Source organism: Pseudomonas muyukensis (assembly GCF_019139535.1).
Classification (GTDB): domain Bacteria; phylum Pseudomonadota; class Gammaproteobacteria; order Pseudomonadales; family Pseudomonadaceae; genus Aquipseudomonas; species Aquipseudomonas muyukensis.
This window is the reverse complement of sequence record NZ_CP077073.1, coordinates 3,729,630-3,754,265: the sequence shown is the minus strand read 5'-3', so window position 1 is coordinate 3,754,265 and position 24,636 is coordinate 3,729,630. Positions and strand designations below refer to the sequence as shown.

Sequence of the window (24,636 nt, the reverse complement as noted above, 5' to 3'; positions counted from 1 at the left end):
ACATGCTGAAAATCCTGGTGCGCCTGTACCTGGTGATCATCGTCGCCTATGCCGGTGCCTTGCTGCTGATCCCCGATGCCATCGTCGGCTTGTTCCATGAGCGCTTCATGGCCTACAACCTGGATCAGGCCAAGGGCGTGCAGACCCTGATCGTGCGCCAGTTCCAGCAGACCCCGCAGGCGCAGTGGCCGGCGCTGGAAAAAGACCTGGCCGCGGCGTTCAGCCCGCTGGAAGTGACCTTGCAGCGCATCGACCAGGCCGGCCTCGCGCCGGCGGAACAGGCGCGCCTGGCGCAGGGCCTGTACGTGGTGCGCCTGGCCGATTGGGGCTACTACGAAACGGCGCTGGCGCCGCTGGACCCGCAATGGCTGGTGCGCCTGCACTCACCGGACGATCCGCTGGACATCAACCTGCTGTCCTGGGGCGTGACGGTGCTGATCGGCGCGGCCATGCTCGGCTGCCTGCTGCTGTGGGTTTGGCCGCACTGGCGCGACCTGGAGCGGCTCAAGGAAACCGCCCGGCGCCTGGGCCAGGGCGCCATGAGCGAGCGTACGCAGATTCCGCCGCGTTCGAACATCGGTGAGCTGGCGGGGGTGTTCGACACCATGGCCGGTGACCTGGAGCGTCACGTCAACCACCAGCGTGAGCTGCTCAACGCGGTGTCCCACGAGCTGCGCACGCCGCTGACCCGGCTGGATTTCGGCCTGGTGCTGCTGTACGACGAGGTGCCGCCGGCCAGCCGCAAGCGCCTGTTGGAGCTGGTGGGGCATGTGCGCGAGCTCGACGAGCTGGTGCTGGAGTTGCTGTCGTACAGCCGCCTGGAGAACGCCGAGCAGGCCCGCGAGCGGGTCGAGGTGTCGTTGCTGGAGCTGGTCGACAGCGTGCTCGGCGGTTTCGCCGAGGAACTCGACAGCCGCGGCATCCAGTGGGAAGTGCGCTGCGAGTCCGAGTTGCCGCGCTTCGTGCTCGACCCGCGGCTGACCGCCCGGGCGGTGCAGAACCTGGTGCGCAATGCCATGCGCTATTGCGACGAGAGCCTGTTGCTGCGCCTGCGCCTGGAAGACGGGGCCTGCCTGTTGACGGTAGAGGACGATGGCATCGGCATCCCGCCCGAGGAGCGCGAACGGATCTTCCAGCCGTTCTACCGGCTCGATCGCAGCCGCGATCGCAATACCGGGGGGTTCGGCTTGGGCCTGGCGATCAGCCGGCGGGCCATCGAGGGGCAGGGCGGCACGCTGACGGTGGCGCAGTCGGCGCTGGGCGGGGCGCAGTTCAGGATTCGGTTGCCTGCGGGTTGACGTAGCGCTTGGGGCGGTTTCATCGTGCCGACCAGGTCACGAAGCGATCCTTGCCAGTGCGCTTGGCCTCGTACAACGCCTGGTCGGCCCGCACCAGCGCCACGCTCAGGGTATCGCCACAGTCGACCCGGGCCAGGCCGATGCTGATCGTCACCGGGTGCGCGCTGTAGTCCTCGCGCACTCGCTGGCACAACGCCGCGACCTGCTGCTGGGCCGCAGGCTCATCCAGCCCCTGGTAGAACACCGCGAACTCCTCGCCGCCCAGGCGGGCAAACACATACCCGCTCACCGCCCCCTTGATATGCGCCGCCACGCGCTTGAGCACTTCATCGCCGACGTCATGCCCGAAGCGGTCGTTGACCTGCTTGAAATTGTCGATGTCGATCATTGCCAGGTATTGCCCCGGCCCGCCCAGTTGCAGCTCGCGCTCGGCCTTGGCCATGAACGAGCGGCGGTTGGGGATTTCGGTCAGGGTGTCGATGTAGGCTTGCTCCAGCAGCACCTTGGTCAGGTAGAAATTGTGCAGCTTGGCCTGACGGATGCGCAGGTAGCTGTAGCTGACCAGGCCGCTCAGGCACAGCGCATAGCTGAGCAGCATGGCGCCTTCGAGCTCCAGCACCTGCAGGCCGGTATGGTAGAACGGCGTGAGCAGTGCCCAGGTAATGGCCATGGTGCAGAAGAACGACCAGCGCCGTACTGGCAGCACCGACACCGTGTACAGCACGGTGGAGACGCCGAGCATCAGCCACAGCGGCCGCAGGGTGATCGGCACGCCTTCGATCACCAGGCGCATGGCCAGGGTGATGACGGTCACGAACAACAGGTTGAGCACATCGAAGTGATGGCTCTTGCGGGTGAACCCCAGGACCACGGTGAGGCAGCAGAGCAGGGCGATGAACAGGCCCGAACGCCAGGTGAAGTCCTGGCTGCCCAGGTAGCTGACGATCAGGTCGAAGATCAGCCAGATGGCGATACCGACACAGAAGATCAGCAGGCAGAAGCGGCGCATGGCCTCGAATTCGTGCTGGCGAAACTCGGCGCGCAGGGCGGCGGGGGCGACCTGCTTGCGAATGTGGGCTTCGAGGGTCTTGTACATGGGCAGGGTGGCGGCCTTGAAAAGGTGGTCTGTCGTGTCTTCCAGGGCTGTCTGGCCGCTCCTACAACGCGTCCAGTTTCAGTACAGCCTTGGCCCAGGGCCGGTAGCGCAAGGCGAACACCGCCTCGGCATGACAACCACCGCCCAGCGCCGGTTCGGCAGGCTCGGCACGGAACGCTTGGCCGGCCTGGCTGACCTGGCGGAACGCTTCGCGCACGATCCCCACCTGGCAGGGCAAGGCCTGTTCATAGCTTTGCCGCACCACCGGCGCCAGGCGAGCGGTGCCGGCGCCGTCCTGCCACCAGACAGTCAGGCCCAGGCTGGCCAACTGCGCCAGCCAGGCGCCATTGACCCGCGGCGACAGCTGCCCGGCGCTGAAGCTGCTCAGGTGCAGGGGCTTGTCCAGTTGCCGGTTGAATGCCTGCAACTGGCGGTACAGCGCATCGCGCCGGGCCGGGTCGCGAAAGTGCAGGTCGTCCAGCTCCAGCGGCAGGTACCAGCCGGACACCGGCAGTGCCCAGTCGGCCTTGAGCTGCTGGTACTGGGTGAGGGAGCGCCCCAACTGGGCCTTGAAGTAGCTGTTCAGGCCCTCGCCGTCGAGTTCTTCGAGGCGCTGGTAGTAGGCCGGGTCCATGTACAGGCCCAGCACCAGCTCCAGGCCCTGTTCCCGGGCCTGGCGCAGGCTGCTGGCCAGCCAGCCCTGGGCGCCGCCGAAGTCGCTGTCGCCATAGGCGCTCCATTGCACGATCAGGGTCTTGCCGCCCTGGGCCACGGTGGCGCGCCACAGTTGTTGCCATTGCGCGGGGGTGACGTTCGCATCGCGATTCAGCGGCTGGTAGAACAGGCGCTGGTCGGCCTGGGCAGGCAGGCACAGGGCAATCAGGCAGATAGCCAGTAAGGTGCGCATCAGAAGTTCATCTCCACACCCACCAGCACGCCATTGGCGCGCACGTAGAGGTTGCCGCCCAGCGCCTGCTGGTATTCGGCGCGTACTTTCAGCGAGCCGCGGTAGGCGTTGTAGCGGTCGTCGTCGAACCACCATTGCCAGCGCACCCCCACCCCGGCGCGGGCATCCTGGCGCCAGTCGTTGCTTGGGTCCTGGCTGGCGAACTCGATGAAGCCGTAGGGCATGATGCTTTGCGGCGAGTTGCCGGGCAGCTTCCAGGCATGGCCCTGCTGGAAACGCGACAGCCAGGCATGGTCGCCGGCGCGGGTCCACCAGGCGGCATCGAGGTAGAGGAAGCGCTCGTCCCAGTCATCCTCGTCGACACGCCAGTCGTTGCGGTACTTGCCCTGGTCGAGGAACGAGGCGGTGGCCCGCAGCAGCAGGTCGTTGCTCGACTCGGCGTGGTGACGCAGGTCGCCCCAGTTGCCGCCGACCTTGGCCGGGCTGAGCAACTCGCCCAGGCTCAGGCCGTTGTAGTGCTCGCTGTCGATCTGGCGCTGGTGGTACAGCTCGGCGTACAGGTTGAGGTTGGCCTGGCCCAGCGGCTTGTAGCGCAGGCCCACGCCGGTACCCATGCTCTGCGCGTAGTCGGTGCGGCTCTGGCCGCCGAACAGCACCCGGCCATACACCGACAGGGTACTGCCGTTGCGGCTCGGTTGCTCGCCCAGGGCGTGGTCCCACATGGCCAGCTGGACGTTCTGCGAACGGGCCTTGCGCGACGTGCCGCTGCGCTCGCCGGTGTCGAGGAACTTGTCGTTGGTCGAAGTGCCGGCCGGCGACCAGGTGCTGGCCAGGGTGATGGTGTCGCGCCGCGACAGGGTTTCATGGGCGCGGCGCTGGCGATACTTGCGGGCGTCGAGGCTGCCGTACTCGTCGCCGCCGTCGACCAGGTTCTGTTCCACGTCCAGTACCCGGCGCAACTCGGCGCGGGCGGCGGCGCTGTCCTCGGCTTCGTCGTAGCGCAGGGCCAGGGTCTCGCCCAGGCGGTAGTCCTCGGGGAAGTCGCCGCTGGCGCGTTGCAGGTAGGGGATCGACTGGCGGCGCAGGGCCTGGTCCTCGGCGCCGGCCAGGCGCATGCCGTAGTCGGCGCGGTAGCGTGGCTGCTCGGGCGCCAGGCGCACGGCCTCGGCCAGCCAGGCGCTGCTCTGGGCGCTGTCGCCGGCCTGCTGGGCGGTGCCGGCGGCGGCGTAGTAGTGATCGGCGCGCGGGCCGTGGCGCAACGCTTCGCGCTGCAAGGCCAGGGCCTGCTGGGTGTCGCCCAGACTTTGCGCGATGGCCGCGCCCAGCGCCCAGTCGTCGGCGCTCTGGTGCGCCGCCGCGTCCCAATGGCGGCGAGCGGCGGCGCCGTCGCCGGCATTCAGGGCGCCGCGGGCGGCGGTCAGCCGTGCGTTGTCGTTCCAGGCGCTGGCGGGCAGGCTGTTCCAGATTGGCAGCGCTGCCTCGGCGTCGCCCGAGGCCTCCAAGGCATAGGCCAGGGGCAGCCGGCTGCTGGGGTCGCCCAGGCGCTCGGCGCGCTGATAGTAGACCACCGCTTCGCCCGGCTGGGCGGGCATGGCGCAACGGCCCAGGGCCCGGTACTGGCCTGCTTCGCTGGGGCTGGCCGGCACAGCCTGGCGCACGGCGTCACACTGCCCGGCCTCGGCCAGGCGCCCCAGCAACTGGCCGCGGGTGCCGGCATCGACCCGCGGGATCAGGGCCAGTATGCGCTGGCGATCCAATGGGCCGTCGCTGCGCGCGTACAGGTTGCCCAGGCGCTGCAACAGCGAGGGCGTCAGGCGCCCCTGGCGGCGGTCGTAGGCCTGTTCGAGCCATTGCCGGGCACGCTCGGCCTGGCCTTGCTCGAGCAGCAGGAAGGTGGCTTGCTCCAGGGCGGCCAGGTCACCGGTCTGGCGGTAGCGCTGTTGCCATTGCTCCGGCGTGCGCGGTTGCGGTGGCTGGGGCGGATCACCGTACAGGCGCTGCTTGAGGATCGCGTAGGACCTTGGGTTGTCGCTGGCCTGGCACTGCTTGAGCTGTTCGCGGGCCAGGGTCAGGTCCTTGTGCGACAGCCAGTCGACGGTCTCCAGGCAGGGACGTTGCAGTTCATTGCTCAGGCGCCGTACCCGCGGCGCGTCGTCGCCTTCGCGGGCCAGCTCCCACAGCTGCTGGCGCTGTTCGGGCTGTTGCAACTGGTCCTCCGGCACGCTGTGCAACCAACGCTCGGCCTGCTGGTTATGGCCCATGGCGATGGCGCGCTCGGCCATGGCCAGGCGGGTGCGGGTGGCCACCGCCTGGGACGGCGCGCTGGCCAGCAGCTGGTTCAGGTTGCGCTCGTCGACCTGCTGGATATAGGCATTGGCCAGGCGCTGCCAGTCCTGCGGCGGCAGTTCGCCCTGGTCCGCCAGTGGCTGCAGCTGGTCGATGGTCGCGCCCCAGTTGCGCAATTGCTCGGCGAAATTGGCCCGGGTCAGGCGCAGGACCATGCCGTTGTCGCCGGGCGGCAAGTGGTTGAGCCATTCCAGGGCTTTGGCCGCGCCACCGAACTTGGCCAGGCTGACGCTGTAGGCCTGCCACAGGCGTACGCGCTGCTGGCCTTCGCTCTTGGCCAACCAGGCTTGCACCTGGCTGGACGAGGGCGGATCCTGCTCGATCCAGGTCAGGCGCAGCTCGAGCAGGGCATCGGCGTGCTCGGGGTTGTCGTCCAGGTCCTCGGCGATCGCCTCGGCCTCCTGGTAGCGGCGCTGATGGGCCAGGGCCTGGGCCAGCAGCGCGCGGGCCTCGTTGTTGTTGGGCACGCGCCCCAACACATGGCGGGTCAGGCGCTCGACCTCGGCCCAATTGTCCTTCTGCGCCTCGCGGTAACCACGCTCCATGAACGGAAAGCTGGTGAAACGCTGGAAGTCGGTCATCGGCGCGGTTGGCGCGGCCAGGGTGGAGGAACACAGCAAGAGGCTGGCCAGCGCCAGGGAAATACGCGGCTTCATGCCACCTCCCGGGTCAGTTCGTAGGCCGCCTGCTGTTCGCTGGCCTGTTCGGCGAGGGCCTGTTGCAGCACGGCTTCGGTAATGATGCCGCGGGCGATCAGGTGCTCGCCCAGGCTCTGCTGCTCGGGGTTGAAGTCGATCAGCGCCTGGTTGAACAGGGTGACCGGCACCATGCCGCGCACTTGCAGCAGGGCACCAAGCATCACCTGGTGGCTGCTGACCTTTTCCAGCAGCGCGGCGTCGTCCTGGTGACGCTCCAGCACCGCGAGCATTTCGCGGGTTTCCGGTTTTTGCCAGGGGCTGGGGTAGTGGTGGCGCAGGCCCAGGGTGACCCGGCCCTGGGGGGCCAGGCGGGCGCGCACCGGGCGCTTGAGCTGGCGGCTGATGACGCCCAGGGACACCTGGCTGACCGGGCTTTCGCTGGCCAGCACCAGGGTCTGGCCGTCTTCCTCCACCGGCAGCACGCCGTAGTGGGTGGCCAGCTTGCGCGGCAGCTTGGCGATCAGCGCTGGGGCGATCTTGAACGGGTTGAGCGGCGCCCAGGGCAGGTCCAGCTGTTCGGCCAGGGCCTGGGCCAGCTGCTCGCTGTCGATCCAGCCGCGCAACAGCAGCTCGCGGCCCAGGCGCCGGCGTACCGGGCTGGTGATCGCCTGTTCCAGTTGCGCTTGGCTGATCAGGCCTTTTTCCACCAGGCGCTGGCCCAGCGGCGTGCGTGCCGGCGAGGCGAGGGCGGGGAACTCGTGGGTGGTCTTGTCCCAGGCCACCCGCCGCGAGTCGCCCATCTCCATCACCTGGCGCAGGGCGCGCAGGTTGGCGAAGAAGTTGACGAAGTTGCTCCACATCATCCGCGGTGCCGACAGCAGGCCCTCGAAGATGCCGTAGTAGCGGGTGACGAACCAGAAACGCTGGAACAGGCGATTGAACAGCAGCAGGCCGTTGAGCCACAGCAGCGTGGTGAGCAGGTGACTGTCGCTGAGGATCGACATGAAGCGCCACGAATCGGGGGCAATGACGGTGACCAGCCACATGGCCAGCAGCACCAGCAGCAACAGGTTGACCAGGAAGCTCAGCAGGTAGGCGAACAGCCCACGGCGGTCACGCCAGAGGAAATAGTTGAGCGCGCCCTTGCGGCTCCAGCCCAGGTTGCTGGTGCCCTGGAAGACGATGCCGACGATCCACCGCGACTTCTGCCGGATGGCGTGTTGCCAGTCGCGCGGGAAGTGCTCGCGCACGCAGATCACCTGGGCGAACTCGCGGCTCATGCCGGGGCGCCAGTCCTGCTTGAGGGCCAGGGCGGGGTCGGTGATCGAGTAGCGGGCGAAGATGCACTTCATGCCTTTCTGCTTCAGGCGAAAACCAATGTCATAGTCTTCGGTAAGACTCTGCACATCGAAGGCGATACCGTCGCCGTCCTCGAGCAGCGCGCTGATCGCCCGACGGCTGAAGCAGGTACCGACGCCAGCGCTGGGTACCTGGCCGGTGAGGGCCTCGCGCACGATCACGTCCTTGCCGTGGTTCTCGGCGAACTCGTCGACGTAGTGGCCGGCGGTGAAGCCTTTCCATTCCGGGGCATAGGGGTACACCGGGATCTGGATCATGTCCTTGTTCGGCAGCAGGTAGTTGTACAGGCGCAGCTCCATGGGCGAGATCACGTCCTCGGCGTCATGCAGGATGAACCCGGCGAACTCGATGCGCGCGTCCTGCTGGAAGCGCAGGATGGCGTCGATGATGTTGTTCAGGCAGTCGGCCTTGCTGGTGGGGCCAGGGCGGGCGCAGACCACCTTGTGCACGTTGGGGTAGTGCAGGCACACGGCATCGACGTCGGCCTGGGTCTGTGGGTCGTTGGGGTAGGTGCCGACGAAGATCTGGTAGTTCTCGTAGTCGATGGTCGAGGCCGCCAGGCGCGCCATTTCGCCGACCACGCCGACCTCGTTCCAGGCCGGCACCATGATCGCCAGGGGCTTTTCCGGCACCTCGAACAGACGCTTCTCGTCGGCTTTCTCGTACTTGTCGTAGATGCGAAAGCGCCGGATCAGCTTGCGGCCCCAGTAGCACAGGTCGATGAACAGGTCGTCCAGGCCGAGCACGAACATCAAGGTGGCCAGGACGATGGCCAGGATCTTCAGGCCGAACAGCACATAGGTGAGGAAATCGATGAAGGCCAGGCTCATGCGTCGTCCCGTGCGGCAGGTTGCTCGGCGAACCAGCGGCTCAGGCGTTCGGCGATGCGCTCGCTGGCGTGGCCGTCGCCGAACGGCGTGTACACCTGGGCCATGCGCGCATAGGCCGCTGGGTCGTCGAGCAACTGGCTGGTTTCATGGACGATACGTTCGGTCAGGGTGCCAACCAGCTTGACCGTGCCGCCCTTGAGCACTGCGGGGCGCTCGGTGACCTTGCGCAGCACCAGTACCGGCTTGCCCAGCGCGGGCGCCTCTTCCTGCACGCCGCCGGAGTCGGTGAGGATGATGTGGGCGCGGTTCATCAGCCAGACGAAGTGCGGGTAGTCCTGGGGCGCGACCAGGTGGATGTTGTCGCGACCGGACAGCACGCTGTACACCGCGTGCTGAACCTGCGGGTTGAGGTGTACCGGATAGAGGAACTGCACATCCGGGTAGCGCAGGGCCAGTTCGGCCAGGGCCACGCAGATGCGTTCGAAGCCGCTGCCGAAGTTCTCCCTGCGGTGGCCGGTAATCAGCACCATGCGCTGGTCGTCGCGCAGGACATTCAGCGGGGAGTCGGGCGCAGGGCGCCAGTTGTCCTGTTCGAGCTTGTCGCGCATCCACAGCAGGGCGTCGATGACCGTGTTGCCGGTGACTTCGATGTGCTCGGGCGCTACCCCCTCGCGGATCAGGTTGGCGTCCGAGTCGCGGGTGGGGGTGAAGTGCAGGTCGGCGAGCACCCCGGTCAGGCGCCGGTTGGCCTCCTCGGGCCACGGCTGCTGCAAGTTGCCGGTACGCAGCCCGGCTTCCACATGGCCGATGGGAATATGCCGCTGGAACGCCGCCAGCGAGGCGATGAAGCTGGTGGTGGTGTCGCCGTGGACCAGGACGATGTCCGGCCGGGCCTGTTCGTAGGCCTGGTCGAGCTTGTCCAGCAGGTCGCGGGACAGGCCGTTGAGGGTCTGGTTCTGGGTCATCACCCTGAGGTCCTGGTCGACCGTCAGGCCGAAGGCGGTGAGCACCTGTTCGAGCATTTCGCGGTGCTGGCCGGTGGAGCAGATACGCAGGTCGACCTCGGGCCAGTTGCGCAGCACCCGGGCCAGCGGGGCCATCTTGATCGCTTCCGGGCGGGTACCGAAAACCATCATCACGGTGTAGGCCATCGTGGAGTTCCTCGTTCGATTCCCTGGACGAAGTTGTACGACGTGTCGCCGCTCGCACGTGATAGATACAAGCAGCCGAATGCGGGGTTGTCCAATGCGCCCGATGACCCTCAAGGCGGCAGGGAAAACCCTGGCGAGGCGTCATGCAAGCGGGGTCGTGTCGGCGCGGGAAGGGGGCCGGACACCAGGGAGATGCAGCTTGCGGAAACGTTTATGCTAGTTTTTCTTGATTGAACGGTCAGTCAATAAAGTATTTCTGACTTTTACTTGTAGGACAGTTTTAGTAACGTGACCGGTCTTTTCTGAGGGAGCAGCACATGCAAGGCAAGGCGCGCAAAGTCGTTCAGGCCATTCTCTACGAGGCGATTGCCGTGGCTTGCGTGGCGCCGGCGCTGGAACTGGCGTTCGCCGCGGGCATGGCGCAATCGACGGTGCTGTCGATCCTGATGTCGGGCATCGCCATGAGTTGGAACATGGCCTACAACTGGGCGTTCGAGCGCTGGGAGGCGCGCCAGCAAAAGCGCAGCCGCACCTTCTTGCGTCGCTTGCTGCATGCGCTGGGTTTCGAGGGTGGGCTGGTGCTGATCCTGCTGCCGCTGGTGGCGTACTGGCTGGACATCAGCCTGTGGGCGGCATTGGTGACCAACCTGGCGTTGTTCGTGTTCTTCTTCGTCTACGCCTTTGTCTTCCAGTGGGGCTTCGACAAGGTATTCGACGTGCCGGTGTCGGCCCAGGAAGCTGCCAAGGGCTGCTGAGAACCGGTTGGCGGCGGGCTGGGTGACACTGCAGGAGCCGGCTTGCCGGCGAGTACCGGCGCAGCCGGTGCCAAGCACCGCGGCGCCTGGTTCGCCAGCAAGGCTGGCTCCTACGGGCCAGGCAGGTCGCAATCAGGGTAGGAGCCGGCTTGCCGGCGAACACCGGCGCAGCCGGTGCCAAGCACCGCGGCGCCTGGTTCGCCAGCAAGGCTGGCTCCTACGGGCCAGGCTGGTCGCAATCAGGGTAGGAGCCGGCATTGCCGGCGAACACCGGCGCAGCCGGTGCCAAGCACCGCGGCGCCTGGTTCGCCAGCAAGCTGGCTCCTACGGGCCAGGCAGGTCGCAATCAGGGTAGGAGTGCCAAGCACCGCGGCGCCTGGTTCGCCAGCAAGCTGGCTACGGGCCAGGCAGGTCGCAATCAGGGTAGGAGCCGGCATTGCCGGCGAACACCGGCACAGCCGGTGCCAAGCACCGCGGCGCCTGGTTCGCCAGCAAGCTGGCTACGGGCCAGGCAGGTCGCAATCAGGGTAGGAGCCGGCTTGCCGGCGAACACCGGCATCGCCGGTAACGGCCGCTCAGCTCGAGTGGGCGATAGGGGCGTCGAGCAGATCCTCGGGTAACTCCTCTTCACCCGGCACGGCGGTGATCACGCTGAAATCACTCACCTCGACCTCACCGCCGCCGTAACCCAGCAAGTGGAAGGAAAACGCCTTGCGCACGGTCGGGTTGTCGAAATCGAACTCCATTTCCAGCGGCTGGTCGGCGCTAACCCGCATCTGCTCGGGCAGGCCCAGCTGGACATCCTGCTCCAGTTCCTTGGCCTTGAGCTGAATGTAGGCCTCATGCCGCGGGTCGAGGGCGCGGACCTTCAAGCGCACCTTGGTGCGGGTGCCTTGCGGCATTTCCAGATACTGCGCGCCGATCAGGTTGTCGGCCCAGTCGTCGCGGATGCGGGCCTGCAGGGCAATGGGCGACGGGCCGCCGAACTGGTAACGCAGGTTGAGCGGCGTTTGCAGCAAGGACTGGTCCAGGGTCGCGGCCAGCAGGCTGATCTGCGGGCCGACGCTGTCGGCGCCGCGCCCCAGGTACTTGGCCTGCGCGGCAATGAAACCCTCGCTGGCGTAGCGCCGGCAGCGTTGCTGGAAGTCGCACTCGCTGAACGTACCCTGGCCATCGTGGTAGCGCAGCACGCCGTTGGTGTAGGAAATCATCTCGCGGCCGGTTTCGTAGTCGCGGTACAACGAGCGGCCACCCAGCGCCGCCGGGATCGGCAGGGCGAAGTAGTCGAGCAGCGAGGTGCTCAGGTCGACATGGCCATAGGTGCCGCGCTTGAGGTGCGGCAACTGGGCCTGTTCCGGGGCCAGGGTCAGGTTGAAGCCCCAGGCCGAGGCCAGGCGCACGCCATCGATGCCGTGGGATTCGTCCGAGGTGACCACCACCAGGGTGTCCTTGAGCACGCCTTGGCGTTCGAGGCTGTCGAGGAAGCTGCCCAGGGCGTCGTCCAGATAGGCCACGGCGGCCTGCTTGGCGGTGGCATGGCGTTGCAGGTAGGCCTCGGGGGCCGAGTAGGGCTGGTGGGTGCCGACCGTGAGCAGGGTCAGCATCCAGGGTTGCGGCTGCTTGCGCAGCTCGCCGACATAATCCAGCGCGCCTTCGAAGAAGGCCCGGTCGTCCTTGCCCCAGGGGAACTCCAGGTAGTTGTCGTTGGCGAACCACTCCAGGCCGTGCACCGCCTCGAAGCCGATGTGCGGCATGATCCGGTCCTTGGCCATGAAACGCAGGCCGGCGCCTTGCAGGTAGTGGGTGGCGAACCCGGCCTGGCGCAGCTGCGCCGGCAGGCAGGACTGGTTGCGCAGGTCCTGGGTCAGCAGCTCGACGCCCTTGGGCGTGCCGTTGGCCAGTTTGTCGTAGTCACCGCAGAGCATCGCGTACAGGCCGCGGATGGTCTGGTGGGTATGCAGCACGTAGTCGGGGGTGTTCATGCCGCGCTCGGCCCAGCGGCTGAGGTTGGGCATCAACTCGTCGTCGAAGCGGCTGCCGATGGCCTGGCGGTTGCTGCGGATATAGGCGCCAGGGATGCCTTCGACGGTGATCACCAGCAGGTTGCGGGCCGCGCCGGGGCCGTCGAGCAGGCGGCGGCCATCGAGGTCGGCCTGGGTCAGGCCGTTGATCGGCAGCGGCGTCACCGGTGTTTCGCCGGCCACCAGCACCTGGGCGCGGTGTTGCAGCGTGCCGGTGGCGGCGGCCAGCAACTGGTGAGGCAGGTTGTACTGGCGCCATTGGTCGGCGTCCGATGGCGCCAGTTGCTGGCTGCCCCAGTGGGCGGCCAGCAACACCGCCGGCAGCACCCAGGCCTTGCGCGGCAAGGCGGCGGGGCGTTGCTGGCGCGCGCGCCAGGCGCTGGCCAGCCAGGCCAGCAGCGCGCCACCGAGCAACCACGGCAGCCAGGGCTGCGCCAGGCTGCCACCGGTGGAGTTTTCCATGAACTGCGGGTCGAACAGGTAGGTGAGATCGGCCTGGTTGGGCAGGCGGCCCACGGCGCTGACCAGTTCGGCCGAAGCGATCATCAGCCCGCCCCAGGCCAGCAGCAGCGGCAGCGCCAGCCACAGCGGGCAGCGCTGCAACAGGAGCAGCAGCAGGGCGCCGATGGCCAGGTCCGAGAGGTAACCGAGCGGGTCCGACCAGCCCAGCAGCGCACGTGCGCACAGGGGGATGACCAGCACCAGGCTGGCCAGGGCGATCAGCCGGGCCCGAGGGTGGTCAAGCAAATTTCTCACTGCAGCATTCCTTCTTGCCATCAAACCGTCACACAAATCTGCTGGATGATATCAGGCTGGGCGTACGAAGGTGCTGTAGGACAAGGCTGGTTACGAAACGCCGGCCCCGCAAAGCGGGGCCGGCGCGGGGCAGGCTCAGAAGTAGTAGGGGAATTTCAGGCTGAACGAGAAGTCGGGGGCATCCTCGGTCAGTCCGATGGACAGGTTGGGCACGATGGTCAGGTTGTCGGTGGCGGCGAAGGTCAGGCCGACGTTGAAGTTCGCGGCGTTGTAGTCGCTGTTGGTGATCGACTGCCAGTCCTGGCCGTCGGGTCTGATCTTGCTCTTGCTGGCGAACTGGTCGGTGACCGAGAACGACATGCTCATGCGTTCGTTCAGGGCGAAGGCGATACCGCCGCCGATTTGCCAGGAGTCCCCCAGCTTGACATCGCCCTTCAATTTGCTGTTCACCTGGGGGCTGACATCGCTGAACGAGTCCTGCACGTTGTAGGTATAGGACAGGCTGGCGAACAGCACGGCGGGGTCGAAGGTCTTGACCAGCGAAATCCCTGGGGTGATCGCCCAGACGCCGTTGCCGGTGGGCAGGCTTTCGGGTACCGCGAGGTTGTCGTTGGTGGGGTCCTGGATCAGCTTGATGCCATAAGGGTCCTTGCCCGTGGGGGCTTTGACCCGTAGCGTGACCACCGCGTCCGGCCAGTTTTCCGACTCATCGAGAAACTTGTAGGCGACCCCCACGTTGACATCGCCAATGGCGGGATCCCGGGTGACCGAGGCATCCGAGGCGTTGGTGCCGGAACCACTGACACCACCTGACGAATAGGTCGTTTCGCGGTAGACAATCGGTACGTTTATGTCGAACTGCCAGCGTTGGTCCATGTTGTAGCGGGCGGTCAGGTCCAGCGTCCAGTTATCGGCCTTGATGCGGTCGATGTTGATGTTGCCGAGGAAAATCGAATCCAGCGCCAGGAAACCATTGAGGGTCAGCGCCCGGGTGTCGTAGTGGGTATAGGTCAGGCCGGTCTCGACGCTGAACTTGCCGCCGCCGAAGAACCCACTGGCCTCGTCGTACAGGTTGGAAACGCTTTGCGCAGGTTCCGAGTCTTCCTTGAGCGACTGGCCGTAGGAGCTGCCGCCATTGGCCGTGGCCACGGTTTCGGCGCCCTTGGCCGGCGACGAGGGCGAGCGCACCAGGCGCTTGGGCGGCGCCAGCGCGGGGGCCTCCTCGACCTGGCGCACGCGTTGCTCGAGCACCATCAGGGCGTTCTGCTGGGCTTCGTAGCGCTGCTTCAGCTCGCGAAGCTCCTGCTTGAGCGCCTCGACCGTAGGGTCCGCGGCTGCATACAGCGCGGTGGCGGGGGCCAGCGTACTCAAACAGACTACAGCGCTGAACGTCAACGATCGGTGCATGGGTTAGCCGTCCCTTCAGACAACATACGATGAACGTCAGCGTAGATCAGTATCCGAAGCCGCGAAGCCCTTTGAGCTGGTCAAGATTGCCGTTCAGCGAAGTGGCGGCCATATTGTCGCGCAGCACCACGTTGAGCGAGGTGAGGTTGCTGACCCGGTTGCCATCGCCAAGCAGCGTCGCGTTCTGCAGCAAGCCGCCCTGGGCGATGCGCTGCAGGCTGCTGCCCTGGTTATTGTTGGCCAGCACATTGAGCTGCACGCCGCCGCCGCTGGCGGAGACGCTCAGCGAGCCGGCGCCATTGGCCCCCACCAACGTGGTGCCGGCGGCCAGCACCTGGCCCTGCTGCGGCGTGTCCGGCGCCTGGCTGGCCTTGCTCACGTTGATATCGACGTTGTTGTAGGCGGTGTTGTTGTCGCCGGCCGCCCTGACCACCTGGGTGACACCTTCGCTGGTGCCCAGGCCGCCGCCGCCGGTGACGGTGCCGCGGCCTTCGGCGTTGCCCAGGCCGGAGCCCTTCTTGTCGATCATCGAGACGTAGAACTGCGGCTTGATGGTGGTCTGCTGGACCTGCATGGAGGACGTCGCGCCAATGACATCGCCATTGGCGTTCTGCCAGGTGGTGGACATGACGATGCCGAAGCTGACGATGCGCCCGGGCATCACGTAGCGCCCGCGCAGGTTCGCCAGCTCCTGGTCTTTGAGTTCAATGGGCTTGAACGTTTCTGCCTGGACCGGCAGGGCGGCGGCCAGGCAGATCAGGGTGAGCCAGGCTGGGGTCTTCATCGGATGCTCCCGGAGCGTCGTGCTCGATTGTCATTAGAAGAAATCGCTGCGGATGAAGCCGAAGTCGATCAGTTCGGCATCTTTGACCGGGGTGAAGCGGTTGACCCTGTCCCTGGCGCTCAGGGGCAACGGCGGGTCGAGCAAGGCGTTGGCCTTGTCGTAGCCCTGGCCGATCACGGCGAAGATGATGCCGTTCCAGCCCTTGAGGAAATCCTCGACCTTGTAGCGCTTGTGACCGAGCACCGGGTCGCCGATGTATACCCAGCCTTTGTCTACGCGCTGCAGGACCACGAAATGCTTGTAGCCGCGGATGTCCATCAGCACCACCACCGGGATGCGCACGCTGGTCAGGGTCTCGGCGGCCACTCGGTAGCCGCGCGCGCGCATGCCCAGGCTTTCGACGTAGCGCTTCATGTCGAGCATGGAGAAGCCCTGGACGCGGACCAGGTCCTGGTCGGCGTGGGCCAGCATGCCTTCGATCACTTGCTCCTCGTTTACATCCAGCCAGTAGGCCTGGCGCAGGATGGTTGCCAGCGACGCGGCGCCGCAACTGAAGTCGGTTTTCTGTTGCACCAGGTCGGCGAACTTGCGCTCGCGGATGCTCTGGATAGGCTTGTAGATCACCGCGCCCCCCGGCAACACCGAAAGCGGCATTTGCGCCGCCTCGCTGTAACTGGCCATGCACAGCACAAACGCCAGGGCGATCATACGCATGCTCGGTGCCTCCTGGTCCTGTTCGAAGAAAGGCCCCCCGAAGGGGGCCTCATGGGCATTGCACTCAGAACGAGGTGTTGGAGATGGCCAGCGAGTTGCTCTGCTGGTTGCCGACACCGGCAGCCACGTTGACACCGAGGTTGCCGCTGCCACCGTTGACCGAGCCGCTCAGGGTGGCGGTGTTGGTCACAGGGTTGGCCCAGCCGGTCGGGGTCAGGACCTGGAACGACACGGTATTGCTCAGGTCATACGAGCTGGATTCGCTGAAGCTCTTCGAACCCGACTTGGACGACTCGTTGGCCGCGCTGCCCGACTTCTCGTACGAGGAGTCGTAGGCTTTCTCGAACGAAGAGTCGTAGGCCTTCTCGAACGAGGAGCTGGAGGACTTCTCGTGCGACTTCTCATACGAGGCGTCGATCGAGGCGTTGAGCGAGGCATCGAACGAGTCGGTGCGGCTGCGCTCGTGGCGACCGAAGTCCTGGGTGCGGGTCACGCTGCCGTCTGCCGAAGCTTCCAGCGAGGCGTTGAACGAGCCGTTGGCCGACGAGCTCGAGTCACGGTTATGCGAGCCGCTGGCGTTGGCGCTGTTGGAACCATTGGCGCTCCAGCTGTTGGCACCGGCCGCTTCCCAGCTCGACGAGGCGCTGCTGTCCTTGCTGTAGTCCGAGTCCTTGTTGTACGAGGCGCTGCCGGACTTGGTGGTGGTGAACGACAGGGTGTCGACCCGGTAGGTGCGGTCGGCGTTGTTGTTCACGGTCAGGCCTGGGCCGTTCTGGTCGGCCGAGGCGGTGGCGGTGGCGTTGCCCAGTGGCGCATTGGAGTTGGCAATGGCCATGGTGTTTTTCTGCTGGTTGAGATCGCCACCGGCCACGTTGATGCCCATGTTGCCGCTGCCGTTGTTGCCCGAGCCGCTCATGATGCCGGAGTTGGTGGTGCCGTAGTTGTCGACCCGGTTGTTGTTGCTGTATTGGCGCACATCGGCGGTGGCCGAGGCGGAGCCGAACACGAAGCTGTTGTCCAGGCTGGAGTCGGCGCCGGCATTGGCGATGGCGGCGGCGTTGTCCTGCTGGTTGCCGGCACCGGCCGCCACGTTGACACCCACGTTGCCGCTGGTGCCGGAGGCCGAGCTGCTCATTTCAGCTTCGTTGACAGTCCCTTCGTTGCGGATGCGGTTGCCAGTGCTGCTTTGCTTGTCCCAGGCATTGGCGGTGGCATACACAGGGATCTTGGTCGGAGGAGGGGTGTGGTGACCATTGTTATGGTGGCCATTATGGTGGTCATTGCCACGCCGGTCGTTCTGCCCAGCTTGTACAGCTACAGCCATGATCGCAGCGATTGCGAAAACCAGAGGCTTGAGTGCCATCGAGGGTTTCATGGTGATTCTCCGTACTTTTCTTAGGTTAAGTGTTGTCTTGCAGGTTTGGGTCAGTCAGCGACCCGGATGCTCAGGGTGTTGGCCGTTCGGTTGCCCACCCCGGCACTCTGATTCAACTGCACCACGCCACGGCTACCGGTGAATGCCTGGTCGCTGGTGCTGACCTGGCGATGGCCGGGTGTCGGGGCGGTTGAATCCGAGCTGTTGAGCAGCGCCACGTTCTGTTGCAGAAGGACGCTGTCGTCGATGCTTTGTGGCTGGGCACTGACGCTGATGCGCAGTGCGTTGGCTTGCTGGTTGCTGGCGCCGGCGCTCTGGTTGACCCCGAGGATGCCGTTGCCCTGGCTGAAGGCGTTGCCCTGGATGCTCGCCTGGGCGTCGAGCGCCGGGTCGACCAGGCTGCGCGAGCGCTGGCGGATCTGGGTGCTGGCGTTGGCGTCATGACCGATGGCGATGGCCCGCGCGTTGACCTGCTGCTGCTGGTCGCCGGCAGCCTGGTTGACCCCCAGGTTGCCCTGGTAGCGGGCGCCGGAGCTGTCGATGGTGGCGTTGTTGACCACCGGCGGTTGGGCCAAGACCGAAGCACTGCACAGGGTGACGAGCATCAGCAGCGAGCGCCTCATGTCACTGGCCTCCGTTGAGGATCTTCAGCGCGCCCAGGCCTTGCTGGACGTTGGAATTGACCATGTTGGCGATGCCATTGCCAGCCGAGCCCGAGCCGCGGCCGCCGGCAATGTTCGGCAGTTGTGTCTGGGTGTTGATGCTGGTGCCGAGGTTGCTGGTCTGCTGGGTGATCAGCGAATTGATGCCCGCGCCGCTGCTGATGCCGGCGAAGTCGCCGTCGCTCAGTTCGTTGGTCTGGCGCAGGATCTGCGCCGAGGGATTGGTGTTGACGGTGACCGGGTTGGGGTCGGGGATCACTGGCGGGCGGATGGCATGGCGTACCTGGACTTCACGGGTGATGACGACGATGCCGTTGTCGGCCTGCACTGGCAGGGCGAAGCTCGAACCCAGTGCGCAGCCGAGCAGCAGGAGGCGGTAGATGCCTTTGTCTGGTTTCCCCACGATGGCAATTCCTTCTTTGGCGTGTCGGCCTGGCGCCGCGCGTTGCCAAGAGCAGAGCAGAAGGTGTGCCGCTTTTTGTTAGTGCTGTTGAATCAGAGGGTTGCGCGGTGTGACTGGCCGCGCCGGCTTTTCGTTGTATCAGTGCTGAGACAAACCCACGCGGGGACCGTCGGCAAACCCGGCATTGACGGGGAATCCACGAGGTTTTCACAAAGCTGTTGCGCGCCTGAGACACTCTCCCCAGATTCGGCGCTGGGCCCGCAAACACGGGGGGTGGGGCGCGGCGGCGTGTAACGGCAGGCTAACACTCGGTGGGGCAGTGTGGCTGTTTGCCATCAAGCAGCCGCTGTACCGCCTGCAGCACCACGGCGCTGCGCTGCGCCCAGTCGCCCTCGATGATCTGCACGCTCTGCCGATGGCGTTGCAACCAGGCCAGGCTGTCGTCGAAGAACGCCTGGCGCTCTTCCAGTTGCGGCTGGCAGCGCAGCCCGTCGCCAATCCACTCGACGCCCTCCGGGCGCAGCAGCAGGTGCAGGTCGTAATGCCGGGCGGCGAGGGTTTGCTCGAGCCAGGCGGGGCAGTCCTGGAACAGCGCGCGGCTCCAGAGGATATTGCTCAGCAGGTGGGTGTCGAGGATCAGCAGCTGCGGCGCCTGGGCCCGGCCCTGGTCTTCCCAGTCGAGCTGGCCGCGGGCGATGCTGGGGATGTCGGCGTAGCAGGTGTCACGCTGCTCGCGTTCCATGAAGTGGCGCACGTACTCACCCACCAGCACGCCGCCGAAGTGGGCCTGGATCTCGCCGGCCAACCAGCTCTTGCCGCTGGATTCCGGGCCACACAGCACCAGGACCTTCATGCCGCGACCAGCGCCGGGTCGCGGCGCCACTCCAGCCAGCCGCGCACCGCGATCAGGGTGAACAAGGCATACAGGGCGGCGGTCAGGTACAGCCCCTTGTACAGGAACAGGCCGACGAAGATCACGTCCAGCACTACCCACAGGGCCCAGCATTGCAGGCGCTTCTGCGCCATCCACAGCTGCGCCACCAGGCTGAAGCCGGTGAGGGCGGCATCCAGCCAGGGTTGCGCGGCATCGGTCCAGTGGGCCATGCCGGCGCCCAGCAGCAGGCTGGCCAGCAGGCCCGCCGCCAGGCCCTTGAGCAGCGGCGCGGCGGCCAGGCGGCTCACCTGGCGGGCGTCCTCGACCCGGTCCGGACGGGTCCATTGCCACCAGCCGTACAGCTGCAGCACGGCGTAGACCAGTTGCAGGAGCATGTCCGAGTACAGCTTCACTTCGTAGAAGATCCAGCTGTACAGCACCACCATCACCAGGCCGATGGGCCAGCACCAGGGGTTCTGCTTGACGGTGAGCCAGACGGCGATGACGCCGAGCGCGGCGGCGAAGAGTTCGAGGCCGGACATCGGCGATCCTTGGGCTGGGAAAGGGGGCGATGCTACAAGCTTCAAGCGACAGGCTTCAAGCGAAGTCGCTTCATCGGCGGTGTGCGGGCAGGGCGCGCCTCATGCAGCGAGCCTGCCCCGCGCTACACCTTGAACTGCTTGAGCAACTGCTCCAGTTCCTCGCTCAACTGTGCCAGGGCACTGCCCGCATCACTGGACTGGCGCGCCGCTTCGGCGGTCTGCTGCGACAGGTCGGCGGTTTCGGTGACGTTGCGGTTGATCTCCTCGACCACATGGGATTGCTGCAAGGTGGCACTGGCGATCGAGGCATTGAGCGCGCCGAGGTTGCCCAGGGCCTGGCTGATGGCATCCAGGCTGCTGCCGGCCTCGCGGGCCTGCTCGACGGTCTGGCGCGAAGCCTCGCTGCTGGTGTCGATGGCGCGCACCGCTGCCTCCGATTGCCCTTGCAGGTGCTCGATCATGGTCTGGATCTCGGCGGTCGACTGGGCCGTGCGCTGGGCCAGCAGGCGCACTTCGTCGGCGACCACGGCGAAGCCACGGCCCTGTTCGCCGGCACGGGCCGCCTCGATGGCGGCGTTGAGAGCCAGCAGGTTGGTCTGTTCGGCGATCGAGCGGATCACCTCGAGCACCCCGCCGATCTTGGTGCTGTGGCTGGCCAGCTCGCGGATCACCTGCACGGCCTGGTCGATGGTCGCCGAGAGCCGGTCGATCTGTTGCAGGCTGCCATGGATCGCCTGCTGGCCATGGCCGACCTGGGCCTGGGCATTGCGCATTTCACTGGCGGCCTGCTCGGCGTGCTTGGCCACGTCGTGCACGGCGTAGGTGACTTCGTTGACGGCAGTGGCCACCTGGTCCATCTGCAGCGACTGCTGGGCGCTGCGGGCCTGGGCTGCGCCGGCGTTGTCGCCGACATGCCCGGCAGACTCGGCCAGGGCATGGGCGGCCCCCTGCAATTGGCCGATCACCCCCTGCAACTTGCCGTTGAACCGGTTGAAGTGCTCGCCCAGGTGGGTGATCTCGTCACGGCCGTGGGTGTCCAGGCGCCGGGTCAGGTCGCTTTCGCCGCTGGCGATGGTGCCCATGGCGTGTACCGCCTCTTGCAGCGGGCGGGCGATGCTGCGGGCGATCAGCATCACCAGCAGGGCCATCGCCAGGGCAATGGCCAGGCCGACCAGCGAGGCATCGCGCAACTGGCGGGCGAACTCGGCTTGCACATCGTCGATGTACACCCCCGAGCCGATGATCCAGCCCCAGGGCTTGAACAGCTGGATGTAGGAGGTCTTGGCCACCGGTTCGCTGGCGCCGGGCTTGGGCCAGCGATAGTCGACCGCGCCTGCGTCCTGGCTCCGGGCCAGGGCGACCATTTCGTTGAACACGGCAAAACCGTCGGGGTCGCGGATCGCCGACAGGTCCTGGCCATCGAGCTTGGGATTGGCCGGGTGCATGATCATCTTCGGCTGCAGGTCGTTGATCCAGAAATAGTCGTTGTGGTCGTAGCGCAGCCCGCGCACCACCTGCAGGGCCTGCTGCTGCGCGGCCTCGCGGGTCAGGCTGCCGGCGGCTTCCAGGCCTTGGTAGTAGGCCAGCACGCCGGCGGCGGTCTGCACCACGTGGCGGGTCTTCTCGGCCTTGGCCTGGTAAAGGTCGCCATGCAGCTGGCGCAACAGCAACAGGCCCAGTACCACCAGCATGGCAACCGCCACCAGCAGGATCAGCCACAGGCGGCGGCTGATCGACATCGACCTCAGGGTCTTCATGATGCGTTACTCCAGTCTTGTTCTTTTTTTCGACTGCATCCAAGCATGCTTTGCCATCGGCCCCCACACGACCAACGGCTAATGGGTAAAACCTGACAAGCCATGTTGCAGGTAATACAGGAGCTGCAACACTGGCTCTGATAAGATTTCGGCCGCGCCAGATGAAACCTTTAGGCCGCTGAACTTTTCAGCTGGCTTCTGGACCAACTGTCGCTGTAAAACAGCGTCGCCGCGTGCGGCACCTGTAGATAAATCAAAATAAGCGGCCTGCCACGCGCAGCGTCGCACTTGGGGGATTGATGGATTTTTGGAGTGCCTTGCAGGCAATCATCTTGGGCGTGGTCGAGGGCCTGACGGAGTTTTTGCCGATTTCCAGTACCGGGCACCAGATCATCGTTGCCGACCTGATTGGCTTTGGCGGTGAACGCGCCATGGCGTTCAACATCATCATCCAGCTGGGCGCGATCCTGGCGGTGGTGTGGGAGTTTCGGCGCAAGATCCTCGATGTCGTGGTCGGCCTGCCGACGCAGGCCCCCGCGCGGCGTTTCACCGCCAACCTGCTGATCGCCTTCCTGCCGGCGGTGGTGTTGGGCGTGCTGTTCGCCGACCTGATTCATGAGTACCTGTTCAACCCGGTCACGGTGGCGGCCGCGCTGGTGGTGGGCGGCGTGATCATGCTGTGGGCCGAGCGGCGCGAGCACCGGGTGGAAGTCGACCATGTCGACGAGATGCGCTGGAGCCATGCCTTGAAGATCGGTTTCATCCAGTGCCTGGCGATGATTCCGGGGACCTCCCGCTCGGGCTCGACCATCATCGGCGGCCTGTTGTTCGGCCTGTCGCGCAAGGCCGCCACCGAGTTCTCGTTCTTCCTGGCCATGCCGACCATGGTCGGCGCGGCGGTGTACTCGGGGTACAAGTACCGCGAGCTGTTCCAGCCCGGCGACTTGCCGGTGTTCGCCCTGGGCTTCGTGGTGTCGTTCATCTTCGCCATGATTGCCGTGCGCGGACTGCTCAAGTTCATTGCCAACCATAGTTACGCGGTATTTGCCTGGTACCGCATTGCCTTTGGCTTGCTGATCCTGGCCACCTGGGAGTTTGGCTGGGTCGATTGGGCGACGGCGCACGGCTGATGGCGCGGGCACGGGCAGAGGGCCGGGTAGAGGCCCAGGGCGTGCGCAATGCGCGCCTGAAGTTGCTGATATTGGCGGGGCTGTGCCTGTTGCCGTTGCTGGGAGGCCTGCAGATGGGCCTCAGCGGCCAGTCGTGGTTGCCGTTGGCGCTGTATCCGGCAGTGAGCGTGATCAGCCTGCTGTTGTATTGGCAGGACAAGCAGCAGGCACGCACCCAGGCCTGGCGTACGCCGGAAAAGGTGTTGCATGCCAGCGAGCTGCTGGGGGGCTGGCCTGGGGCATTGCTGGCCCAGCAGCTGTTGCGCCACAAGACCCGCAAGCTGTCTTATCAGCTGGTGTTCTGGGCCATTGTTGCGGTGCACCAGCTGTTCTGGATCGATCACCTGCTACTGGATGGCCGTTGGCTGGGGCAATGGTTCTGACCCCATGCCTTCACTTGCAGTACATCAGTCCAGCAGCAACCCCACCTGCCGCCGCTTGGGCAAGCGCCGCACCACCAGCTGGTGCGAGCGGCGCAGCAAGTCGCTCATTTCTTCCCGGGCCATGGGGTAGGGCTGTTCCAGGCTGACCCACTTGGCCCGCGCCAGGTAGGGCGCCGGGCGTATCCCCGGGCGGTCGCAATAGCCCAGGAACAGCTCGTCGGCCACCTTGAACGCCAGCCCGTCGCCGCTCAGGCCCTGGATCGCGAACATCTTGTTGCCGGCCACCGAGAACACTCGTATGCCGCCCCATTTGTAGTCCTCTTGCGCCCCAGGCAGGGCCAGGCAGAAGGCTGCGACCTGTTCTGCCGTCATCCTGTGCTCAGACATAACGCTCTCCACACGCCTCGAACGAAGCCGCCAGGTGGTCGATCCATACCCTGACCGCCGGCAGCAGCCCACGCCGGTGCGGGTAAACCGCCTGCAGGTAGCCGCCCGGCAGCGACCAGTCTGGCAGCAGGCGCACCAACTCGCCACGCGCCAGCTCCTCCTCGCAAAACATGCTGGGCAGGGCGGTGAAGCCCAGGCCCGCGCGTACCGCGGCGTTGCGCACGACAAAGTCATCGATGGCCAGGCGCGGTTCCAACGCCACTTCCTGTTCACGGCCGCCAGGGCCGAACAGGCGAAAATGCACCAGGCGGTCGGCCTCGGTCGCCCCCAGCACGGGCAATGTCGCCAGTTGCGCCGGCTCGCGGACATGCTCGGCAAAGCCCGGTGCCGCCACCAGTTGCATCTGCGCCTGGCGCAGGCGGCGGGTGACCAGCGCCGGGTCTTCATCGCCCAGGTCGCGTACCCGCAGGGCCACGTCGATGCCCTCGGAGATCAGGTCGACGCGACGGTTGAGCAGTACCATGTCCAGTTGCACCTGGGGGTACTGGGCCAGAAAGCGGCTGATGACATCCGGCAGGAAGGCATGGGCCAGGGCCACCGGGCAGGACACCCGCAGGCGGCCGCGGGGTTCGCTGGACATGCTCGCCACCACTTCGTCGGCCATTTCCGCCTCCAGCAGCATGGCCTGGCAGTGGCTCAGGTAGCGTTCGCCCACCGCGGTGAGCTTGAGCTGGCGGGTGGTGCGTTGCAGCAGGCGGGTGCCCAGGCGCTCTTCGAGCTCGGCGATGCGCCGCGACAGCCGCGACTTGGGGATGCCCAGCTGGCGCCCGGCGGCGGCGAAACCACCGGCTTCGACCACCCGGGCGAAGTAGAACAGGTCGTTGAGGTCTTGCATATGGCGGTCTCATTGTTCCATCAGTGGAACAAACTAACGCATTTTTGCTGACTTATCAGCCATTCGCTGTATCGGTAGGATTCTCTCCAACCTGATCGCCCAGCGCCGCGGTCTTCATTCACAGGAG

General features: G+C 66.0%; 21 protein-coding genes and 1 pseudogene. 4 read left to right on the top strand and 18 right to left on the bottom strand.

Going from position 1 to position 24,636, the window contains the following annotated elements; genetic code table 11:
* Nucleotides 1–2 precede the first annotated feature (2 nt).
* Nucleotides 3–1,298 (top strand): ATP-binding protein, encoded by a 1,296-nt coding sequence (locus KSS95_RS16675; RefSeq protein ID WP_217848171.1) that lies wholly within the window; start codon nucleotides 3–5, stop codon nucleotides 1,296–1,298.
* 19 nt (nucleotides 1,299–1,317) lie between these two features.
* On the opposite strand, the gene KSS95_RS16670 is transcribed toward KSS95_RS16675, so the two are convergent.
* The 5 genes from KSS95_RS16670 to wecB all read right to left on the bottom strand — a co-directional run bounded on the left by KSS95_RS16670 (nucleotide 1,318) and on the right by wecB (nucleotide 9,625).
* A complete protein-coding gene (locus tag KSS95_RS16670; protein WP_217848170.1) occupies nucleotides 1,318–2,394 on the bottom strand; it encodes a GGDEF domain-containing protein in 1,077 nt (358 codons plus the stop codon).
* A 61-nt stretch (nucleotides 2,395–2,455) separates the two neighbouring features.
* The gene (locus tag KSS95_RS16665; protein WP_217848169.1) at nucleotides 2,456–3,301 is read right to left on the bottom strand and encodes a DUF4434 family protein; all 846 of its coding nucleotides are present in this window, start codon (nucleotides 3,299–3,301) and stop codon (nucleotides 2,456–2,458) included.
* Nucleotides 3,301–6,303 carry a phage receptor gene (locus tag KSS95_RS16660; RefSeq protein WP_217848168.1) on the bottom strand — a complete coding sequence of 1,001 codons (3,003 nt, stop codon included), beginning with the start codon at nucleotides 6,301–6,303 and terminating at the stop codon, nucleotides 3,301–3,303. Before KSS95_RS16660 ends, KSS95_RS16665 begins: the two co-directional genes overlap by 1 nt.
* Nucleotides 6,300–8,474 (bottom strand): cyclic di-3',5'-guanylate-activated glycosyltransferase NfrB, encoded by a 2,175-nt coding sequence (gene nfrB, locus KSS95_RS16655; RefSeq protein WP_217848167.1) that lies wholly within the window; start codon nucleotides 8,472–8,474, stop codon nucleotides 6,300–6,302. Before nfrB ends, KSS95_RS16660 begins: the two co-directional genes overlap by 4 nt.
* A complete protein-coding gene (gene wecB / locus KSS95_RS16650) occupies nucleotides 8,471–9,625 on the bottom strand; it encodes a non-hydrolyzing UDP-N-acetylglucosamine 2-epimerase (RefSeq protein WP_217848166.1) in 1,155 nt (384 codons plus the stop codon). The genes nfrB and wecB overlap by 4 nt, the downstream gene beginning before the upstream one ends.
* Nucleotides 9,626–9,942: 317 nt before the next feature.
* On the opposite strand from wecB, the gene KSS95_RS16645 reads away from it, so the two are divergent.
* Nucleotides 9,943–10,380 carry a PACE efflux transporter gene (locus tag KSS95_RS16645; protein WP_217848165.1) on the top strand — a complete coding sequence of 146 codons (438 nt, stop codon included), beginning with the start codon at nucleotides 9,943–9,945 and terminating at the stop codon, nucleotides 10,378–10,380.
* Between the two features lie 575 nt (nucleotides 10,381–10,955).
* Here KSS95_RS16645 and KSS95_RS16640 read toward each other — a convergent pair.
* From KSS95_RS16640 to KSS95_RS24850, 11 genes and pseudogenes are all read right to left on the bottom strand, one after another.
* Nucleotides 10,956–13,157 (bottom strand): LTA synthase family protein, encoded by a 2,202-nt coding sequence (locus KSS95_RS16640; RefSeq protein ID WP_217848164.1) that lies wholly within the window; start codon nucleotides 13,155–13,157, stop codon nucleotides 10,956–10,958.
* 135 nt (nucleotides 13,158–13,292) lie between these two features.
* A complete protein-coding gene (gene fapF / locus KSS95_RS16635; RefSeq protein WP_217848163.1) occupies nucleotides 13,293–14,564 on the bottom strand; it encodes a fibril amyloid transporter FapF in 1,272 nt (423 codons plus the stop codon).
* Between the two features lie 46 nt (nucleotides 14,565–14,610).
* Entirely contained in the window at nucleotides 14,611–15,348 is a 738-nt protein-coding gene (fapE, locus tag KSS95_RS16630; protein WP_217848162.1) for a fibril amyloid subunit FapE, read from the bottom strand.
* Between the two features lie 33 nt (nucleotides 15,349–15,381).
* Nucleotides 15,382–16,062, bottom strand: a complete 681-nt coding sequence (gene fapD, locus KSS95_RS16625) for a fibril amyloid maturation endopeptidase FapD (protein ID WP_217848161.1) — start codon at nucleotides 16,060–16,062, stop codon at nucleotides 15,382–15,384.
* A gap of 64 nt (nucleotides 16,063–16,126) precedes the next feature.
* The gene (gene fapC, locus KSS95_RS16620) at nucleotides 16,127–17,437 is read right to left on the bottom strand and encodes an amyloid-like fimbrin subunit FapC (RefSeq protein WP_217848160.1); all 1,311 of its coding nucleotides are present in this window, start codon (nucleotides 17,435–17,437) and stop codon (nucleotides 16,127–16,129) included.
* A 50-nt stretch (nucleotides 17,438–17,487) separates the two neighbouring features.
* Nucleotides 17,488–18,060, bottom strand: a complete 573-nt coding sequence (gene fapB / locus KSS95_RS16615) for a fibril amyloid subunit FapB (RefSeq protein ID WP_217848159.1) — start codon at nucleotides 18,058–18,060, stop codon at nucleotides 17,488–17,490.
* 1 nt (nucleotide 18,061) lies between these two features.
* Nucleotides 18,062–18,502 carry a functional amyloid chaperone FapA gene (gene fapA, locus KSS95_RS16610; RefSeq protein WP_217848158.1) on the bottom strand — a complete coding sequence of 147 codons (441 nt, stop codon included), beginning with the start codon at nucleotides 18,500–18,502 and terminating at the stop codon, nucleotides 18,062–18,064.
* Between the two features lie 301 nt (nucleotides 18,503–18,803).
* A complete protein-coding gene (locus KSS95_RS16605) occupies nucleotides 18,804–19,355 on the bottom strand; it encodes an AAA family ATPase (RefSeq protein WP_217848157.1) in 552 nt (183 codons plus the stop codon).
* Nucleotides 19,352–19,918: a nicotinamide riboside transporter PnuC gene (gene pnuC, locus KSS95_RS16600; RefSeq protein ID WP_217848156.1), complete on the bottom strand. Its 567-nt coding sequence runs from the start codon at nucleotides 19,916–19,918 to the stop codon at nucleotides 19,352–19,354. The genes KSS95_RS16605 and pnuC overlap by 4 nt, the downstream gene beginning before the upstream one ends.
* Nucleotides 19,919–20,040: 122 nt before the next feature.
* Entirely contained in the window at nucleotides 20,041–20,775 is a 735-nt protein-coding gene (locus KSS95_RS24855; RefSeq protein WP_437179618.1) for a methyl-accepting chemotaxis protein, read from the bottom strand.
* 138 nt (nucleotides 20,776–20,913) lie between these two features.
* Nucleotides 20,914–21,609 (bottom strand): annotated as a pseudogene (locus KSS95_RS24850) (cache domain-containing protein); the annotation flags it as partial.
* Nucleotides 21,610–21,974: 365 nt separating this feature from the next.
* On the opposite strand from KSS95_RS24850, the gene KSS95_RS16590 reads away from it, so the two are divergent.
* Both KSS95_RS16590 and KSS95_RS16585 read left to right on the top strand, forming a co-directional pair.
* Nucleotides 21,975–22,805 (top strand): undecaprenyl-diphosphate phosphatase, encoded by an 831-nt coding sequence (locus KSS95_RS16590; protein WP_217848154.1) that lies wholly within the window; start codon nucleotides 21,975–21,977, stop codon nucleotides 22,803–22,805.
* Complete coding sequence (locus tag KSS95_RS16585) at nucleotides 22,805–23,227, top strand: DUF1294 domain-containing protein (RefSeq protein ID WP_217848153.1); 423 nt, start codon at nucleotides 22,805–22,807, stop codon at nucleotides 23,225–23,227. The genes KSS95_RS16590 and KSS95_RS16585 overlap by 1 nt, the downstream gene beginning before the upstream one ends.
* 24 nt (nucleotides 23,228–23,251) lie before the next feature.
* On the opposite strand, the gene KSS95_RS16580 is transcribed toward KSS95_RS16585, so the two are convergent.
* Both KSS95_RS16580 and KSS95_RS16575 read right to left on the bottom strand, forming a co-directional pair.
* Entirely contained in the window at nucleotides 23,252–23,614 is a 363-nt protein-coding gene (locus KSS95_RS16580; protein WP_217848152.1) for an MmcQ/YjbR family DNA-binding protein, read from the bottom strand.
* Complete coding sequence (locus tag KSS95_RS16575; RefSeq protein ID WP_217848151.1) at nucleotides 23,607–24,509, bottom strand: LysR substrate-binding domain-containing protein; 903 nt, start codon at nucleotides 24,507–24,509, stop codon at nucleotides 23,607–23,609. The genes KSS95_RS16580 and KSS95_RS16575 overlap by 8 nt, the downstream gene beginning before the upstream one ends.
* Nucleotides 24,510–24,636 lie beyond the last annotated feature (127 nt).

Excerpts from the sequence above, each read along its gene's own strand:
- KSS95_RS16580 (WP_217848152.1), bottom strand. The coding sequence starts at position 23,614 with ATGTCTGAGCACAGGATGACGGCAGAACAGGTCGCAGCCTTCTGCCTG.
- KSS95_RS16575 (WP_217848151.1), bottom strand. The coding sequence starts at position 24,509 with ATGCAAGACCTCAACGACCTGTTCTACTTCGCCCGGGTGGTCGAAGCC.
- fapF (WP_217848163.1), bottom strand. The coding sequence starts at position 14,564 with ATGCACCGATCGTTGACGTTCAGCGCTGTAGTCTGTTTGAGTACGCTG.
- KSS95_RS16605 (WP_217848157.1), bottom strand. The coding sequence starts at position 19,355 with ATGAAGGTCCTGGTGCTGTGTGGCCCGGAATCCAGCGGCAAGAGCTGG.
- fapB (WP_217848159.1), bottom strand. The coding sequence starts at position 18,060 with ATGAGGCGCTCGCTGCTGATGCTCGTCACCCTGTGCAGTGCTTCGGTC.
- KSS95_RS16585 (WP_217848153.1), top strand. The coding sequence starts at position 22,805 with ATGGCGCGGGCACGGGCAGAGGGCCGGGTAGAGGCCCAGGGCGTGCGC.
- KSS95_RS16645 (WP_217848165.1), top strand. The coding sequence starts at position 9,943 with ATGCAAGGCAAGGCGCGCAAAGTCGTTCAGGCCATTCTCTACGAGGCG.
- KSS95_RS24855 (WP_437179618.1), bottom strand. The coding sequence starts at position 20,775 with ATGGACCAGGTGGCCACTGCCGTCAACGAAGTCACCTACGCCGTGCAC.
- fapC (WP_217848160.1), bottom strand. The coding sequence starts at position 17,437 with ATGAAACCCTCGATGGCACTCAAGCCTCTGGTTTTCGCAATCGCTGCG.
- KSS95_RS16590 (WP_217848154.1), top strand. The coding sequence starts at position 21,975 with ATGGATTTTTGGAGTGCCTTGCAGGCAATCATCTTGGGCGTGGTCGAG.
- wecB (WP_217848166.1), bottom strand. The coding sequence starts at position 9,625 with ATGGCCTACACCGTGATGATGGTTTTCGGTACCCGCCCGGAAGCGATC.
- KSS95_RS16675 (WP_217848171.1), top strand. The coding sequence starts at position 3 with ATGCTGAAAATCCTGGTGCGCCTGTACCTGGTGATCATCGTCGCCTAT.
- KSS95_RS16660 (WP_217848168.1), bottom strand. The coding sequence starts at position 6,303 with ATGAAGCCGCGTATTTCCCTGGCGCTGGCCAGCCTCTTGCTGTGTTCC.
- pnuC (WP_217848156.1), bottom strand. The coding sequence starts at position 19,918 with ATGTCCGGCCTCGAACTCTTCGCCGCCGCGCTCGGCGTCATCGCCGTC.
- fapD (WP_217848161.1), bottom strand. The coding sequence starts at position 16,062 with ATGCGTATGATCGCCCTGGCGTTTGTGCTGTGCATGGCCAGTTACAGC.
- nfrB (WP_217848167.1), bottom strand. The coding sequence starts at position 8,474 with ATGAGCCTGGCCTTCATCGATTTCCTCACCTATGTGCTGTTCGGCCTG.
- KSS95_RS16670 (WP_217848170.1), bottom strand. The coding sequence starts at position 2,394 with ATGTACAAGACCCTCGAAGCCCACATTCGCAAGCAGGTCGCCCCCGCC.
- fapE (WP_217848162.1), bottom strand. The coding sequence starts at position 15,348 with ATGAAGACCCCAGCCTGGCTCACCCTGATCTGCCTGGCCGCCGCCCTG.
- KSS95_RS16665 (WP_217848169.1), bottom strand. The coding sequence starts at position 3,301 with ATGCGCACCTTACTGGCTATCTGCCTGATTGCCCTGTGCCTGCCTGCC.